At 59.6% G+C, this 17,234-nt stretch carries 12 protein-coding genes; 3 read left to right on the forward strand and 9 right to left on the reverse strand.

Features of this window, described 5'->3' with window-relative positions; all coding sequences use genetic code 11:
• The 7 genes from HMPREF9163_RS12315 to HMPREF9163_RS03480 all read right to left on the reverse strand — a co-directional run.
• Positions 1-560: filamentous hemagglutinin N-terminal domain-containing protein (locus tag HMPREF9163_RS12315; RefSeq protein WP_009440269.1), on the reverse strand; the 560-nt coding region annotated here is incomplete at its 3' end.
• Positions 561-596: 36 nt separating this feature from the next.
• Positions 597-1,118, reverse strand: coding sequence for an autotransporter outer membrane beta-barrel domain-containing protein (locus tag HMPREF9163_RS03460; protein ID WP_009440270.1), 522 nt, complete (start codon positions 1,116-1,118; stop codon positions 597-599).
• Between the two features lie 228 nt (positions 1,119-1,346).
• Positions 1,347-1,514, reverse strand: coding sequence for a hypothetical protein (locus tag HMPREF9163_RS12025; RefSeq protein WP_157049409.1), 168 nt, complete (start codon positions 1,512-1,514; stop codon positions 1,347-1,349).
• Between the two features lie 53 nt (positions 1,515-1,567).
• Positions 1,568-4,852, reverse strand: a complete 3,285-nt coding sequence (locus HMPREF9163_RS03465) for a YDG domain-containing protein (RefSeq protein WP_037345847.1) — start codon at positions 4,850-4,852, stop codon at positions 1,568-1,570.
• Between the two features lie 26 nt (positions 4,853-4,878).
• On the reverse strand, positions 4,879-6,531 hold the full coding sequence (locus HMPREF9163_RS03470; RefSeq protein ID WP_037345849.1) for a ShlB/FhaC/HecB family hemolysin secretion/activation protein: 1,653 nt from the start codon (positions 6,529-6,531) through the stop codon (positions 4,879-4,881).
• Between the two features lie 24 nt (positions 6,532-6,555).
• Positions 6,556-8,742, reverse strand: coding sequence for an autotransporter outer membrane beta-barrel domain-containing protein (locus tag HMPREF9163_RS03475; protein WP_009440275.1), 2,187 nt, complete (start codon positions 8,740-8,742; stop codon positions 6,556-6,558).
• A gap of 2 nt (positions 8,743-8,744) precedes the next feature.
• Complete coding sequence (locus HMPREF9163_RS03480) at positions 8,745-9,707, reverse strand: glycosyltransferase family 8 protein (RefSeq protein ID WP_009440276.1); 963 nt, start codon at positions 9,705-9,707, stop codon at positions 8,745-8,747.
• Between the two features lie 210 nt (positions 9,708-9,917).
• Between HMPREF9163_RS03480 and HMPREF9163_RS03485 the strand changes: the two genes are divergently transcribed.
• The 3 genes from HMPREF9163_RS03485 to HMPREF9163_RS03495 are packed head-to-tail and all read left to right on the forward strand — an operon-like array spanning position 9,918 to position 12,969.
• Positions 9,918-10,646 carry a LytTR family DNA-binding domain-containing protein gene (locus HMPREF9163_RS03485; RefSeq protein ID WP_009440277.1) on the forward strand — a complete coding sequence of 243 codons (729 nt, stop codon included), beginning with the start codon at positions 9,918-9,920 and terminating at the stop codon, positions 10,644-10,646.
• 56 nt (positions 10,647-10,702) lie between these two features.
• A complete protein-coding gene (locus HMPREF9163_RS03490; protein WP_009440278.1) occupies positions 10,703-12,109 on the forward strand; it encodes an ATP-binding protein in 1,407 nt (468 codons plus the stop codon).
• Positions 12,106-12,969: a hypothetical protein gene (locus HMPREF9163_RS03495; RefSeq protein ID WP_009440279.1), complete on the forward strand. Its 864-nt coding sequence runs from the start codon at positions 12,106-12,108 to the stop codon at positions 12,967-12,969. Before HMPREF9163_RS03490 ends, HMPREF9163_RS03495 begins: the two co-directional genes overlap by 4 nt.
• A gap of 177 nt (positions 12,970-13,146) precedes the next feature.
• On the opposite strand, the gene HMPREF9163_RS03500 is transcribed toward HMPREF9163_RS03495, so the two are convergent.
• On the reverse strand, positions 13,147-15,315 hold the full coding sequence (locus HMPREF9163_RS03500; RefSeq protein ID WP_009440280.1) for an ATP-dependent RecD-like DNA helicase: 2,169 nt from the start codon (positions 15,313-15,315) through the stop codon (positions 13,147-13,149).
• A 1-nt stretch (position 15,316) separates the two neighbouring features.
• Entirely contained in the window at positions 15,317-17,233 is a 1,917-nt protein-coding gene (locus HMPREF9163_RS03505; protein WP_037345854.1) for an ABC-F family ATP-binding cassette domain-containing protein, read from the reverse strand.
• Position 17,234 lies beyond the last annotated feature (1 nt).

Genomic DNA, 17,234 nt, shown 5'->3' on the forward strand with positions numbered 1-17,234 from the left:
GTGACGTTCTTGCCCTCGATGTAGAGTTTGCTCGTCTTTACCGTGCCGAGGTTCAGCACGTCGCCCATCTGCGCGGTCGCTGAGAGTGGACTATTACCCCCCCATGATGTACCCACTGCGCTTGCAACAGCGTCGACATTCGCCGCCGAGAGATAGAGCGCACCCGTATTGACCTCAGAGCCTTTGGCGAAGAGGATGCCGTGCGGGTTGACGAGGTAGACGTTCCTGCCGCCCTCGATCGTGCCGTAGATGTTCGACGCGCCCTCGCCCGTGACGAGGTTCAGATAGTCGCGCGTCTGGCTGCCGCCGTCGAAGCGCACCTTCTCGTTCTGCTCAATGGAGAAGTCCTCCCATTTGAGGATATTGTGCTCCGTCTTGCCCGCGATGTCCATAGTCGTGCCTGTGATGGAGATGTCTGCCTCGGTCTTGTTCGCCGCGGCATTCGCGCCCTCGATGGGCAGAGCATACGCCGTCTGCGCGGCAAAGGGGGCGGCGAGTGCGCCCGCAACGAGGGCACAGAGGAGTTTGCGGCGCAGCTGCTTCTTCGATGATGTTTTCATATTGCTTCGACCTTTCTTGTTTCAAAAAGTATACGATTAGAACTCGATGCGAACACCGAGATTCGCCTTCCATTTCTCACGAATGGCATCCGCGCCCGCCGTACGGCTGAGCTCACCGTAGATGTCCGCTCTGCCGACACGCCGTGTAAAGCCCAGTCCATACTCAAAATAGCTGTCCCGTGCCGTGTAGCTGCGGTCAATGGAGGTCGATCCATACTGCGCCCGCATGTGGAGATCGCCCTTGAACTCGCGCAGATAGCCGAGTTTCAGATAGACTGTGCCGTGCTCGTCCTCGCAGCCAATCTGTGTGCCAACGCGCCCGACGAGTGTGGTGACGGCATCGTTTGCGATGTGAGCCCCCGGCAAAGAACCTGCACGCATCGTGTAGTCTGCCGCGCCGATGCGTCCATAGTTCAGCTCGACCTGTGGTGTCCAGTAGAAATGCGGTGTGATAGCTATCTCCTCCCCCGCATTCTCTGCGGCAATGGAGGTCATGACGATGCCCGCGTATTTTACATAGCCTGTGTCGACGCCAAACGCAATTTCATAGGCCATCATTTTCCTCCGCTTTACTGATACGAAAGGACTATAGATCCTATCAATATTTTCTCACATTTGAGAGAAATATCAACAAAGTTGGTCATAAACGCCGAAAGTATGTCATGAACGCGAAAACAGTCAACAATCCTTTTCTTATTTTCATAAAATGTTTTATGAAAAACGAGGAGTCCTTGCATGTGCAGGGATTCCTTGTTTTTTTGTAAGGCACGGTATGAGAAAAGTGCTCTACCACACTTTGCCGATCGCCGCTGCGGGTGATTCTTGTACCTTTTCGGGCAGATGCGCATCGGACTGCGGCAAATTCGTCGCTGCAAAGCCTGTGCTCGGCAGCAGAAGCACCGCCGCAAGAGGTACGGCAAGTCCAAAGTGCGCGTGTTTTTCTTTTATCTTCAACGGGAGGCCTCCTTGTATCAGCAATTCCTTAAGAAAGCACGGGGATGCGCCCATCAAAGGCGCAAGCCCTGAATCTCGAAGGCACGTTCCGCATCGAAGCGATAGATGCCGAGCGTTGCCGTGGGGATGGGACGCGGCAAGCCGAATACATAGACCTCCTGCCCGAAGCCCATATCAAAGCGCGGCGCTGCATCCTGCACGAGTGCGGCAAGGACACCACCTGCAATGGGCGCAGAGATGCTAAATGCAGTCGCATTGCCCGCCGCCTGCGTAATGCGGTAGTTGCCGAAAACACCATCACTGACGCCCCCAACGCGGCCAATAATTCCGTAGCCGCCCGGCGTGTTGGTATTGGCGGCCGACGTTCCAAAGGTGATACCCCCCGGACCGAATACGGACGCATCTTCACCCTCGACGAAGCCCTCCGCACGTCCCGTGAAGGAGGGCAGCGGCGCGCCCTGCACAATGCTCTGCGGCGCGGCGGTGAGCGTCAGCGTGCGCGGCGTGATTCTGCCTGTGCCCGTGAGCGTCGCCGTATTCAGACGATAGTTGCCCGCGCCCGCACCCGTGAGGGTCAGCCCCGTGTAGTTCACCGCGTGTGTGCCGACGTTCTTGTCCGCATAGCTGCCCGTGCCCGTGCTCGTGACCGTGATATCCGCGCCCTCGCCGTCCACAAAGTTCGAGAGGGTGTAGTTCTCGCCCTTTTTCAGCGCGTCGCCCGCATTCGTCGTGCCGTCGTATACCTTGTCAAAGGTCTGCCCCGCCACCGTGCCGAGCGTCAGCTCGCGCTGCGCGATCGTGCCTGTGCCCGTGAGCGCAGTCTTGTCGAGCGTGTAGTTCCCCGCGCCCGTGCCTGTGAGCGTCAGTCCGCCAAAGGTGACGGCTTTGTCTGCGGCGGCATTCTTGTCGGCGTATTTTCCTGTGACGGCAGAGAGTTCGATGCCCGTGCCATCGCCCGTGACAAAATTCGTGAGGGTATAGTTCGTCCCCTTTGTGAGCGACTGCGTGACCCTGTTGTTTCCATCATAGGTCTTGTCAAAGCGTGCGCCGCTCGTCAGTGCAAGGTTCAGCTGCTTCGGCGCGATTGTCCCCACGCCCTGCGCCTTGGTGATGGTATAGTTGCCCGCACCCGTGCCCGTGAGCGCGAGATTTTGGAACGTCACTTCTTTATCCCTGCCTGCGTTCTTGTCTGCATACGCACCTGTGACAGCACCCGCCAGTTCGACATCCGCGCCCTCGCTGCCGACAAAGCCCGTAAGACTATAGTTCGTCCCCTTCGTGAGCGTCCGCGTGACGTTTACATTGCCGTCGTAGATCTTGTTAAAGCGCGTGCCGCTCGTAAAGCCGAGCGTCAGCGACTTCGGCTTGATGGTCGCGCCGCCGATGAGGTCATAGCCGAGCTGGTCACTGTAGGCATCGTATGTGCCGACATCCTTCCCCGGATGGACGAGGGTGATGTGCGGGTCTGTTGTCGCAAAGACATTGCCGTCATAGACTTTCTCAAGGCGCTTTGTGCCCTTCATCAGTCCCGTGAGCAGCGGCATGGTCTTGCCCTCGTAGATGCGCCACGGCGTGCCTACACCGCCCTCGGTCGCGACGAGGGCGGTGCCGTTCGCGTCCTTCCAATCCGTGTATGTCGCCGCCAACTTCATCTGTGCCTCGGGAGCGACCTTGACATCCGTCGTCACGTCAGCCCCATTGCTCAATGCGCCAACTGCCTGCCCTGCGCTGCCCGTCTTCCATACAGCATGGCGAATGCTGCCGCCGTCTGCCTCCCCCACAATGCCGCCGACCTTCTGATTCCCTGTGACCGTCCCCGTATTCCATACATTCTGAACGATACAGTCGTTCTGCATTCCTCCCACAATACCGCCGACCAGCGTACTCCCTGTGACCGCCCCTGTATTCCATGCATTCTGAATGGTACAGTTGTACCCCGTCCCTCCTACAATGCCGCCGATATACATCCGCCCTGTGATAGCGCCCGTATTGCAGACATTCTGAATCACAGCGTTGTACATTGCTCTCCCCACAATGCCGCCGGCAAGGAACTGACTCCTCACGCTGACCGTGCCCGCATTCCATGCATTCTGAATACTGCCGCCTGATACATCTCCCGCAATGCCGCCGACGTTCTGATTCCCAACCACACTGCCGGCGTATGAGACGTTCCGAATCATAGTGCTGTCTGCATATCCCACAATGCCGCCGGTATGCGCTGCTCCCTCCACGTGGGCATTCTTGAGGGAGAGATTCTCAATGCGTGCCCCGCCGGTGTAGCCAAACAGCCCGATATAGTGCTTATCCCAACGGATATGAAGCGCTGTAATCGTGTGTCCTACGCCGTCAAATCGTCCCGTAAATACGTTGTCCTCATTTCCAAGCGGCGCAAAGCCCTCGCCGCTGTTCCAATGCGTTGTCGCCGTCGCGTCGATGTCGCCCGCGAGGATGTATCTGCCATCCCGTTTCGCATTGATATTCTGCAGGTCGTAGACGTCGTGCACGCACATATAGTCATAGTCCGTATGCGCCGTGCCGCCGAGGTTCGCTACATCCCATCCGCGTGCGCTTGCAGATGCCTTGTGATGGTCGGCATTCGTGCTCGCGTAGTCGAAAACCTGATACGGCGTCGCTGCGCCGTTCACGTCGATGTTCTCCGTCGTTTTATGCCCGACATCGTAGCCGATATGCGGCGTCTCGGCGCTGCGGATGGTGACCGCGCTGCCCGTGAGTGCCGCGCCGTTTGCATCCTTCACAGCATCGGTATTCAGGACGGTGACGTTCTTGCCCTCGATGTAGAGTTTGCTCGCCTTTACCGTACCGAGGTTCAGCACGTCGCCCGTCTGCGCGGTCGCAGAGAGCGGACTTGTGCCGTTTGTCTTGAATGTGCTCGTCGCCGCCGCAATGTCTTCGGGTTTTGCCGTCGAGAGGTAAAGTGCGCCTGTATTCACCTGTGACCCTGCGGCGAAGAGAATGCCGTGCGGATTCACGAGGTAGACGTTCCTGCCGCCCTCGATCGTGCCGTAGATGTTCGACGCGCCCTCGCCCGTGACGAGGTTCAGATAGTCCTTTGACTGTGCGCCGTTATCGAAACGCACCTTCTCGTTCTGCTCAACGGAGAAGTCCTCCCAGCGGAGCACGTTATGCTCGGTCTTGCCGACGATGTCCATGACTGTGCCGCTCGTGGAGATATTCGCCTCCCCCGCATTCGTCGCGGCGTGTGCGCCCTCGATGGGCAGCGCATACGCGTGCGGCGCGGCAAAGGGGGCGGCGAGTGCGCCCGCAACGAGGGCACAGAGGAGTTTGCGGCGCAGATGTGCGTTCGATGTTGCTTTCATTTCCCTTATCCTTTCTCTACGATTCATTACCACACTTTACCAATCATAAACCAGAGGCGGTTCTTTGCCTGTGCCTCCTCGCTCGCGTTCCGTGCGAGTCCGATGCGCCGCGCCCAGTCGAGCCGCAGGAAGTAGTCGCCGGGGCGGCTGTAGCTGACGCCAACGCCCCATCCGCTGAGTGTCGTGCCGCCGTCCGCGCCGTCGTGCGCGTATACCACATGTCCCGTGTCATAGTAGGTGCTGAGGTCGAGATACGGTACGCCCGTCCGATAGACGAGCTCCGCGCTCGCGAGATAGCCGCTGTCGCCTGAGCCCTCGCCCTGCGGGTAGGCGCGCACGCCGTTTGCCCCGCCGAGGTAGATCTCCTCGGAGCTGTCGAGGTTGTCCCCCGCCGCCTGCATCTGCGTCTTGAGGTTCAGATGCCACCGAGCCCCAAGTTCCTGCCGCACGCCGAGATTCAGCACGCCCTTGGTGAAGCTGCCCTCTGTGCCGGCGCGCCGCATCTGCAGCTCTGCCATCCGCGAATCTGATGCAATCGTCCCATGGTATGCCGTGAGGTCATAGGTGAGATGTGTGCGCGCGCGGTTCATCTCGCCGCGCACGCCGAGACGGGCGGTGTTGCTGTGCTTTTCGAGGGTCATGCCGACATTCTTGTATTCGTCCTCGAGTTTGCGATAGTCCCATCCGTAGGTGAAGCTCAGGCTGTCTCTGCTCGTGCGCAGGAGCGGCGTCGTTCCGAACAGGCTGACGGTGTCGGCTTGTCCCGTCGCACCGAGGCGGCGAAATGCCCCCGCAAGCTCGTAGTTCATGCGGCTGACACCGAATCCGAGCACGGTGCCGTCTACGCCGACGGGGCGGGTATAGGTGAGACTGTAGTTCCTCAGATCCACGTTCGAGATCATTGCGCCGAGACTCAGACGGTCGCCACTCTTAGTGAGGTTCGAGAGTCCAACCTGCACGCCGTAGCGATAGCGTCCCGAGGTCTTGCTCCCATAGTTCTCGCTGTAGAGGACGAAACTCTGCCGCTTTCCATCCTTCACACGGATGGTGAGGTCGCTCGTGCCGAACGCTGCGCCCGGCGAGAGCAGCCCCGCCGCCTCCACGCCGCTGAGGGCGGCGATGTTATAGAGAGCCTTCTCGAGGCGACATCCCTCGATGGGTGCGCCCGTGTGGAGCGCGTGCGCGAGGCGACGAATCTGTCCGTCGTCAATCGCGGCGCTGTTTTCGATGTTGATATTCCCGTAGCGTCCCGCGAGGATGCGGATCCGGAGTGCGCCGTCCGCATTCGTCTGCGGCGGAAGGTAGGCGGCGGCTGCGGGATAGCCGTGGCTGCGTGCGTAGGCGGTGAGGTCGCCGATGAGCGTGTTCAGCTCCGCCTCGGAGATGGTGCGCTCCGTATAGCGCGCTGCCTTGCGGCTGAGCTCGTCCGCATTCAGCTGCGTGCCGTCCTGCGTGATGTCGATGCGCGCGAGGCGGAATGATGCGCTGCCCGCTGTGCCCTCCGTCACGGGCAGACTACTCTCAAGCGCGTCCTTGGGGGTGATCGCCCCAATCTGCCCCGCATCCGACGGCGGCAGATTCGTCGCAGCAAAGACGGTGCTCGGCATGAGCAGTGCCGCTGCCAGTGGAAGTGCGCAGCGCAGGCTAGATCCGTGAATATGACGTGCTTCTCTTTTCATTTCAAACATCTCCTAAACATTTTATTAGAATCCGACACGCACGCCGAGATTCGCCTTCCATTTCTCACTGATGACATCTGCGCCCGCCGTGCGGCTGATCTCGCCGTAGAGATCCGCGCTGCCGACGCGCCGCGCAAAGCCGAGTCCGTACTCAAAGTAGCTGTCCCGCGCCGCGTAGCTGCGGTCAATGGAGGTGGAGCCATATGCCGCGCGCATGTGGAGGTCCCCCTTGAACTCATGCAGGAAGCCGAGCTTCAGATAGACTGTGCCGCGCTCATCCTCGTAGCCGATCTGCGTGCCGATGCGTCCGATGAGGGAGGTGACGGCATCGTTTGCGATGTGCGCCCCCGGCAAAGAACCTGCACGCATCGTGTAGTCTGCCGCGCCGATGCGTCCATAGTTCAGCTCGACCTGTGGCGTCCAGTAGAAATGCTCACGCAGGGGCATCCGCCGCCCGTATTCGACGGAGATGTTCCAGCCGTTCACGCCGAAGCCGCCCGTGTACGCCGTGCCGTCAAAGACAGCGGTCGCGTCGCTGGTCATGCGGCCGTATTTTACAATCGCGTCGATGTAGTCGCCGTGCTTTCCCATATAGCTGCCGTACGCACCGAAGAAATGCGAACGATAGCTGCCGTCGAGATCACTATTGCGCGCGCTGCCGTTCATCATCGAGGCGGCGACCCCTGTGAAGAGTGTGCCGCTCTTCAATACGACGGCGCGGTCAATGCCGAGCTGTACGCCGCTGTAGCGCCCCGCCGTGGGGTAGCTGCCGAACTCGTTCCTGCCGCCGTAACCACGCACCCATGCGCCGGACTCCCCTCCCGCACGCAGCGCGCCCATGCGCCGATGGAGATCGTTGTTCTCGCCGCGCCATGCGCTCAGGTGTGCGAGCGCCATGTCCATGAGGAGGTCAGCCGTGCGCAGCGCGGGGCCGGGGGGTGGTGGCTGTGGTATCGGCGGCTGTGGCGTCGGTGGCTGCGGCGTCGGTGGCTGTGGTGGCTGTGGCGGCTGCGGCGTCGGTGGCTGCGGCTGCGGCGTCGGTGGTGTCGGATTCGCATCCGCATCCGTTACCTCGATCTTGGTCACGCGCACAATCTTCCTGCCGGCTCCATCCGTCGACTCACTGAGCGTCGGCTTGACGTTGAAGTCTTTCAGCAGCAGTCCCGCCGCAACGGCTTTCCGCGTCTTGTACTCAGGAGCTGTGACCGTATCGCTCCCATTGGATGAGTTGAATACCTCAACGCCGCCCGCGACCGTGGGCGCGATCACATGGTTCGTCTTATCTACGGCATCGTTCATCTTCGGATCGAAGGCGACTTGCAGCTTGTACTGATTGCCCGCTCCTGTAACGCCGTTCAGCACGACCTTATCCGCCTTGTTATCCGTGAGGTTCGTGGAGATGCGGAAGGTCGCACCATCCAGTGCCGCACGCGTATTGTTAAAGGTCAGCGTGCGCTCTCCTACGGGAACAGTGTTCGGACGCCTTTCGTTCGGCGCGGCAAATGCCATGTCGATCACGCCGCCGTTCGCCGAAAGGTGGAAGCCTACCGGCTTGCTCTGATCTTCACTCCAATCCGGCTTAAAACTGAAGTTCTCCGATGGATTATCCGGGTTGAAGAGTGTATAGTTGTCCCGTTTGGGATACCACGTTGCTCCTTCCGAGAGTTCGAGGCGCACGCCGCCGCGTTTATGCAGCGGGATCACATTGTTCCCCACGTCTTTTACTTCGGTAATCCCACCCGCAAAGTAGGAGTCCCCTCGCTTCAGATAGAGATTGACATAGCCGCCTCTGTAAGAAATGCTGGAATTGCTGTTATCGCGCCTATCAACAAGAATGTCACCGTGCAGCTCGACCTTCCCCGTACGATCGGGATTGACGGTCAGAACTCCCGAAAAATCCATTGTACCGTCACCGCGGCTGAGTGCGGTGAGGACGCTGCCCGTCGGATTCAGGATTTTGATATTGCTTCCCTTGAGCTCGACCGTGCGGTTTTCATGCTGTCCTGTCGAATCATCATTGACCCCCTCCACGGCAATCGTACCGCCCGAAATATCGACATCCTCCGTCACCGTCGTACTTGTCATATAGGTCTGGGACGCGGTGATCGGTGCGGCGAGTGCGGTCGTTGGCACAAGTGCCGTGCCAAGAGTGAGTGCAAGGGCGATCTGTGTGCCGAGGCGCACCTGTTTGTTGTCTGCATTCGTCTTCATGTTCAATGCTCCTGTCCCGATTGATTGATCCTGCTCGTCTGTTCCAGATAGAACTCCATCAGTCGCTCCGCCGCCGCGTGAAAGTAATGCGCCGCCGCAGGGTAGTCCTCTGCCGCCTCGGCATGACAGCCCGCGAGGTAGGCGATGCGCGTCTCCCACGGCTCAGAGGGCGTGAGATCGCTCCACGGCGATCCGCGCACAACCTGCCAATATGCCTCACGCACGCGCGGGTCTGCATAGCGAATCCACGGCTTTCCCTCGTTGAGAAAATGCCAGATCGTGTACTGCGCGGAGAAGTCCACGTCCCACGGCGCAAAGGCATCCATCATCTGCACATATTTCCGCCCGATCGGCAGGAACTCCCCGTCCAGTACATAGTTGAGTGCATCCTGCTCGAGCAGCGGGAATGATGCGCCGTACTCCTCCCATGCCGCGAGCGTATACGCCGTAAGCTGCTGTGCGCGCCAACGCGCGAGGTCGATGAGCATGACGCCCGCATTGAAATACGACCATCCCTTCATGCCGATCCGCGCCGCCTTCCGCTGCGCCTCTCCCTCGGGTGCGGCAGCGAGAGGCGCACCCGCGAGATCGAGTGACCAGAACGCCCCCATATGCCCAACGCAGAGGGTATCGGCGTCAAGGTAGAGGATGCGGTCAAGGCTCTGCGGCACGAGTTCGGGCATGAGAATCCGCGTGAACACGCTGCGATTGATCCGCTCGGGCGATATGCCGCGCGGGAAGGAGATCTCGTCCAACGCCGCACGCGCGTCATAGATGTGGACGTCCGTCCATGGAAAGGCGGCGCGGAATGCGTCCAGACGTTTGCGATCTGCGTCCGCAATCCCGTCGCAGACGAGGTGGAATCCAACATTCGCCTCCTCGCTCTGCATGGCAACGGATGTCATGGCGATGCCCGCATACTTCACATAACGCGCGTCCACACCGAATGCAATCTCGCAACGCATTATTTCCACCACTCTCTGAGATAAAAGTACAATATGCCCGTAGGATACATTTGCTTATACTATCATTATTTTCTCATATATAAGAAAAAATTCAATAAAAGTTGTCATAAACGCTGAAAGTATGTCATGAACGCAAAAGGTTTTAAATTGGACTTGCGCATCTCAATACTTTTTCATAGAATATTTTAAGGCGAAGAAGGAGGTTCTTATATGAAGATTGCTGTACTGGACGATAATGCTGATGATCTGCATGCGCTCTGCACGATGATTGATACCGTCTGCGCGGAGCAAACGCCGCGCCCCATGATCCGCGCGTTCACGGACGAGAGGAGGTTCCTCGCGCATATGTCCTCCGCACGCGCTGACATTGTTTTTCTCGACATCTATCTGAAGGAGCGCACGGGCATCCGTACGGCTCAGATTCTGCGCTCCTTCAATACAAGCTGCGCAATCATCTTCGTGACATCGAGCCGCGAGCACGCGGTCGAGGCGTTCGATGTGACAGCGTCGCACTATCTCATCAAGCCCGTGACGGAGGAAGGTGTCCGCGAGGCGCTCGCACGCACGCCATTTTTTAAGAAGGATCGCCCGACGATCGCGCTCACCATTGACTATACGGAGCAGCGCATACCAATCGAACAGATCCGCTATGTCGATGCCAACGGACGGCGCTGCTCCTTCCATCTGGCGGACGGTACGACGCTCGCCCCCTATATGACGATGGCACGCGCACGCGAGCTCTTGGAGCCTCTGCCGGTTTTCCTGTCCTGCCACCGCAGTCTGCTGATCAATATGGACTATATACGCCAGCTGACATCGGATGGAGTCCTGCTCATGGACGGGACTCTCCTCCCCATTGCAACGCGCCGCACAAGCGAGGTCGGTCAGGAATACCGCACCTATATGCTGCGGAAGATGCGCGCAGGGTTTACGCCCTGAAATATTCTGCATGACGAGGCACTCCGCTTTCTCCGTCTGTATATAGGAGAGGATTCATGAATCTGCCGATTACATTTGAGTTGTTGCAGCATCCGCTCGCCGTTCCAATGGTGACGCTGTTCTATACGATTGTCCACGTTCTGCCCGGGAATCTGATCCGTCTCTATCTCTTCCGCCGCTATCTGCGCTTTTCCCCGCAGTTGGTTATCGCGGGGCTGCTCGTGCTCATCGGCATCGAGGCAGTCATCCAGATCGAGGCGGTCACGGTCTTCTCGCGGCGCATCGCCTTTCCGTTTCTCTTCTTTATCTTCTTCTATCTGGTTGCAGTGACGCGCGTGCCGATTGCCAAGCAGATCTGCATCATCGCCCCGCTCGGTCTCCTCTGGTTCGGTATGCAGACGGCAGTCTTTGCCATCGAGGATGCCTATCCTGTATTTGAGATCCCATTCCTGCTCTCAGGGCTGCTCATCCTCGCAAGCCTGCTCGTCATCGCTCCGTTCTGCCTGTACTACGGGCGTACAGTCGCCGATCCGCTGCTCGCAGATGACTCCTTCGACGCCGTCTGGAAGCCGCTCGCATGGCTTGGTACGCTCATCCTGGTGCTCACTATTCTCCTGTCTCCGTTCAATGAGCTGCGAACAAATACGGCGCTTTTCGTCCGTCTGAGTGCGGCAATCGGCGCATTCTGCTGCATTGGGCTGGCCCTCTACGCCATGAACGAACGCCTGCGGCAGCGCGCGCTGCGCGAGCAGCTTGCACACGAGGCAGAGATGGCGGAGATCACGCGCCAGAATGCGGTGCAAATGGAGGAAAACGAACGTGTGACACGAATTTTTCGCGCGCAGTTCACAGAGCTGATTGAAGAAGCAGAGGAAAAGCTCGCGTACGAGGACTATGCGGGCATCGAGCAGCTGATGCGCGATGCTGCTGCGCAGATTAACACGAGCTATGCTCCTGTCTGTGCAAATGAAATTGTGAACATCCTCATCGGTTACTGGCAGCCTGTCTTTGATCGTCTGGGCGCACGTACGGAGTACCGCATCGAGATCGGTACGGAGAATCCCATCGACCCGCTCGATCTGACAGCCATCCTCGGCAATCTCCTCCGCAATGCAGCAGAGGCGATGGAGAGCCTTGCCCCGGGAACAAAGCGTATTCTTCGTCTCGCACTCGTACATCAGGCAGATTTGCTCTTTCTGACGATGGACAACAGCTTTGACGGCACGCTGCGCTATGATGCGGACGGCAATCTGCTCTCGTCCAAGCGCGCCCACAGCGAGCATGGCATAGGGCTGGAAAGCATTCGCACAAGTCTTGCGCGCTATGACGGCACGATGGAGGTCACGGTCGAGGACGGTCTCTTCGCAGTCGATATAACACTAACTGCGGCAATGGGCGCGCACAGAGAGATCTCTTCTGTAGGAAGCAGCGATCAGTACGGGAAGGCAGACGATATATCATGAGTGATTTTGAAATTCGGCTGCTGCATACACTTGTATGCGCGCCCCCCTTTGATCTCCTGATTTTCTATTTTTTTCGCAAACGTCTAAGTTTTAGGCGGTCATACGTCATCATCGGCTATCTTCTCCTGCTCTCCTTGACGATGACTATACAGATGTCATCCACATTGGATATGTCCCTGACCGCGCTCCTGTGCCGCCCGCTCGCCCTCCTCTATATGACGGCGGTGATCCGCGATCATCCACTGCGCATCCTGTCGATTGCGCTGCTCGTCTATCCGCTCCTCCTGCTTGCATCGACGCTCGGGACGACGATGGAGATCTTCTTCGGCGAGGGGCTGCCGCATGGGCTGTGGAAATGTCTGCTGATCCCGATGTTCTTCCTCCTCGTTCTGCCTGCTGCGCTGCATACGATCCGCCATCTGCTCACGCCCATGCTCCGTGTGGATGACTGGAGGCTCTGGATGTACCTCTGCGGCTATGAGCTGATCCTCATTGCGCTCGCAGTTGCTGCCGATCCGTCGAGCAGCTCCGTCCGTCCGACCATCATTGCCGCGCGCCTGCTGCTCCCGTTCGCCCTCATCCAGTATCTTCGCGTGTCCGATCTCCTCACCCGCTATACGGAGGAAGGGAATGCCCTCCATCAGCGGCAGATGCACGAGCGGATGATCCGCAAATCAGAGGAGGCGCGCTATCATACAATGCTGGAGATCTGGCGCAGCTCGCGGCGCATGCGTCACGATCTCAGTCACCATGCGACGTTGATTGCACAGCTCGCACGCGAGGGCAGACGAGAACACCTTGCGGCATATCTGCACAATCTCGCGGAGCAGTCTGCTGTGATGCCCGAGATAAAGAAGTGATCAAAAATAGAGCTGTTGCACAAAGTCGTTTTGACTCGTACAACAGCTCTTTATTATGCTTTTGTTCGTATTGGGCGTTCAAAACGCCCCTTCCACTGCTTACGCGATCCTCCTCCCCCGTCGCAACGGGGGAAGTGGCGAACGCAGTGAGCCGATAAGGACACTTGTGATCTCGAATCAGATTTTCTCCGCCAGCCGCTCTGCGAGGAGGGTGTAGCGGCGGCGCGTGCGGTCGTTGCTGACCGCCGCAAAGAGCGCCATGCGGTCGCCGACGATGATGACGCCCTTCTTCGCGCGCGTCACGGCGGTATAGAGGAGGTTCCGCTGCAGCATGATGTGATGCGCGCGCACAAGTGGCAGGATGACGATGTCGTACTCGCTGCCCTGACTCTTGTGAACGCTCATCGCATAGGCGAGTGTGAGTGCGCCGAACTCATCGCGCGTATAGGGAATGTCCATATCCTCCGCAAAGGTCACAACCATGTGCTCGGAGTCAATCCTCGTGATGCGCCCGATGTCCCCGTTGAATACGTTCTTCATATAGTCGTTCCGCGTCTGCATGACCTTGTCGCCGAGGCGGAAGCCGGCAGCCTCCTCCTTGCCCATGCCCGCAGGATTGAGCGCATTCTGTAGGCTGCGGTTGAGCAGATCAACCCCACACGCCTCGCGCCGCATGGGCGAGAGCACCTGCAAGTCCATGAGTCCCGTGCCCGCGCGCAGCAGACGCGTGCAGAGCGAGACGATCTGTGCGGCGGCATCCTCACTCGATACGGCGGGGACAAATGTGAAATCCGCCTCCGTAAACGAGGGCACGCGCCCCGCATTGATTGCGTGGGCATTCAGCACAATGGTGCCCGTATTGTTCTGTCGGAAGATCTCCGTGAGGCGGACGCTCGGAATGACGTTCGAGCGCAGGATGTCCTTGAGCACGGAGCCAGGGCCGACGGCAGGCAGCTGATCCACGTCGCCGACGAGGATGACGTGTGTGCCGGGAAGCACGGCGGTGAGAAGATGCTGCATAAGCACAATGTCCATCATGGACACCTCGTCGATGATGATGACATCCGCCTCGAGCTGTGTCTCGGCGTCGCGCCCGAAGCGCATCTCGCCGTCCTCCCTACCCTGCGCCTCGAGCATGCGGTGCACGGTTGCGGCAGGGCAGCCCGTCGCCTCCGCGAGTCGCTTTGCCGCGCGCCCTGTCGGCGCGGCGAGCAGGATCTCAAGCCCCTGCGCGCCGAGGATGTCGATCATGCTCCGCACAACGGTGGTCTTGCCCGTGCCGGGGCCGCCCGTCAAGACGAGGACGCCGTGCGTGAGCGCAGCGATCACAGCCTCGCGCTGTGCGGGGGCAAGGCTGACCGCATGATCTGACTCCCATGCGGCAACGAGAGACTCCGCATCGTGCACATGAATATGATCCGCCTTCTTCTGCAGCATGAGGAGAAGGCGTGCCGTCATTTCCTCCGCCTTGTAGAGCTGCGGCGCGTAGATCAGCCTCTCGCCCATCTCATCCACGGCATAGAGGCGGCTCATCTTCACCTCGCGGCTGATGATCTCCATGACCTCAGTCCGCGTGACACCGAGCCGCTGCGCCGCGCGATCTGCAAGCATGGCCTCCGGAATGCAGCAGTGGCCGCCCGAGGAGATCTGCGTGAGCTCATAGGAGAGCCCTGCCGCAATGCGCTCGGAGGAGTTCTTCTCCCATCCTGCCGCGACGGCGATGGTATCTGCCGTGATGAAGCCGATGCCGTCGATCTCCTGCGCGAGACGGTAGGGCGCCTTCTCCATCACCTCGATTGCAAGCGAACCGTCCGCCTTGAAGATGCGCGCAGCATATGCACCCGTGACGCCGTGCTCCTCGAGCCAGAGCATGATGTCCCTGAGCTCGGACTGCCGCATATAGGAGGCGACGATCTTCTCCACGGTCTTCGGGCCGATGCCCGCGACCTCTTTCAGGCGGCTCGGCGCGCGCTCGATGATCTGCAGTGCCTCCGCGCCGAATCGCTCCACAATGCGCCGCGCCATCGCGGGGCCAACGCCGTCGATCGTACCTGACGCGAGAAAGCGCTCGATGCCCGCCGCACTTGTGGGCGCGCTCACGCGCATTCGCTGCGCCTGGAACTGGCGCCCAAAGCGCGGATGCGTGACCCAGCTGCCCGCAAGATACACCTCCTGACCGACGAGGGGCGCTGCCCCGCGCACAGTCGCGGTACACTTCCCCTGCTGCGCTAGACGCAGACGAAAGACGGAGAACGCACCGTCTCCCGCAGAAAAGATGATATGGTCGACAACGCCTGTCAGCTCTTCCTCGGCGGAGTGAAAGCCAAGATTTTGCTGAAATTCCATGTCACGCCTCCGTCAGCTGCTCCCACTTCTCATAGTGCTGCGTGATCTCGAGCTCCTTTGCCGCATACGCCTCGGCGATCTCACGGCTGCGCTCGGGATCGAGCTGGGTCTCGGGGCGGTTCATCTCGTACTCGAGCCCCTTGAGCTCCGCCTCCGCCATCGCAATCTCCGCCTCCGTGCGCTCAAGCATCTCCTGCCGCCGCGCGGCGGGAATGGCGTTATGCACGGCTGCCTTTGGCGGCGTCTTCTCCGCACGCGGCTGCTGTGCCTGTGCGGGAGCGGGACGTTCCCTCTTCTCCGCCCCGCGCTCTTCTGCCGCTTCCTCTGCCTCGGCTTCCTTTTTCATCAGATAGTAGCTGTAGTTGCCGAGATACTCCGTGATCTTCCCGTCACGCAGTTCGAGCGTGCAGTTTGCCGTCTTATCGAGGAAGTAGCGGTCATGCGAGACGGCGATGAATGTGCCGGGGAACGCCATCAGCGCCTCCTCGACCGCCTCGCGCGCGGGAATGTCGAGATGGTTCGTCGGCTCGTCCAGTACGAGGAAGTTCGCGCCCGTCAGCATGAGTTTCAGAAATGCCACGCGTGCTTGCTCGCCGCCCGAGAGTGCCCCGATGAGCCGCTGCACGTCGTCGCCGTGGAAGAGGAATGCGCCCAGATAGTTTCGCGCCGTCTCCTCGTCCAGTCCGTATGTATAGCAGATCTCATCGAGGATGGTCTTGCTCGGATCAAGCCCCTCGTGCTGCTGCGAGAAGTAGCCGATCTTGACGCGGCTGCCGATCTTCAGGCGTCCGCTTGCCTCGAGCTCGCCGACGAGAATCTGCAGGAGGGTCGTCTTTCCGACGCCGTTCTCCCCGATGAGCGCCACGCCGTCCCCCTTACGGATGAGGAGGGAGATGCGGTCGAGCACACGCTGCCCGCCGGGGTAGGCAAATGTAATGTCCTCAAGCTCCGCCACGCGCTGCGCGCACTCCGTTGGCTTCGTAAAGGCAAAGTACTTGAAGCGCGCTGCCTCGGGCGGGAGCATGATGCGCTCAAGGCGATTCAGCTGGCTCTGCCGCCCACGCGCCTGCTTCGCCTTGATACCCGCCCGATAGCGGCTGATGTACTCCTCGGTCTTCTTGATCTGCGCCTGCTGCTTCTCATAGGCACTCAGGAGAGCCGCACGGCGGTCGTTCTTCACGCGCATATAGTGCGTGTAGTTGCCCGCGTACGCCGTCACCTCGGCGTGATCAAGCTCCAATATCCGCGTTGCAACGCGGTCGAGGAAGTAGCGGTCATGCGAGATCAGGAGGACTCCACCGCGATAGGATTGCAGGAATTTTTCGAGCCACTCGATCATGCCAATGTCCAGATGGTTCGTCGGCTCATCGAGGAAGAGAAAGTCCGGCTCGCGCAGCAGTGCCTTCGCAAGGCAGATGCGCGTCGTCTGCCCGCCGGAGAAATGGCGCACATCCTTTGCAAGATCCGCCTCGGAGAAGCCGAGTCCGAATGCAACGCGGCGAATGCGGCTCTCGAAGTCGTAGCCGTCCATCGCCTCGAAGCGCGTCACGAGGTTCCCGTATGCGGCAAGCTCCTCCTCGCTCGCCGCTCCGCCGGCAATGTCCTGCTCCATGCGCTCCTTCTCCGCACGCAGCGCAATGAGGTCGGAGAACGCGCTGCGCAGCTCTTCGTAGAGCGTGTCATGGGAGAATACCGCCTGCTGCTCGACATAGCCGACGGTATCGGCACGATCCATTACGATCTGGCCGCCGTCGCTTTCCTCACGTCCGAGCAGAATGCGCATGAGCGTCGTCTTGCCCGTGCCGTTTGCGCCGACGAGCCCGACCTTGTCCCCACGCTGTACTTCGAAATTCACATGTGAAAAGAGCGTCCGTATGCCGTACGCCTTTTCGAGACCAATGACCTTCAAGCTCCCCATA

The sequence above is a fragment of the Selenomonas sp. oral taxon 138 str. F0429 genome, assembly GCF_000318175.2.
GTDB classification, from domain to species: domain Bacteria; phylum Bacillota; class Negativicutes; order Selenomonadales; family Selenomonadaceae; genus Centipeda; species Centipeda timonae.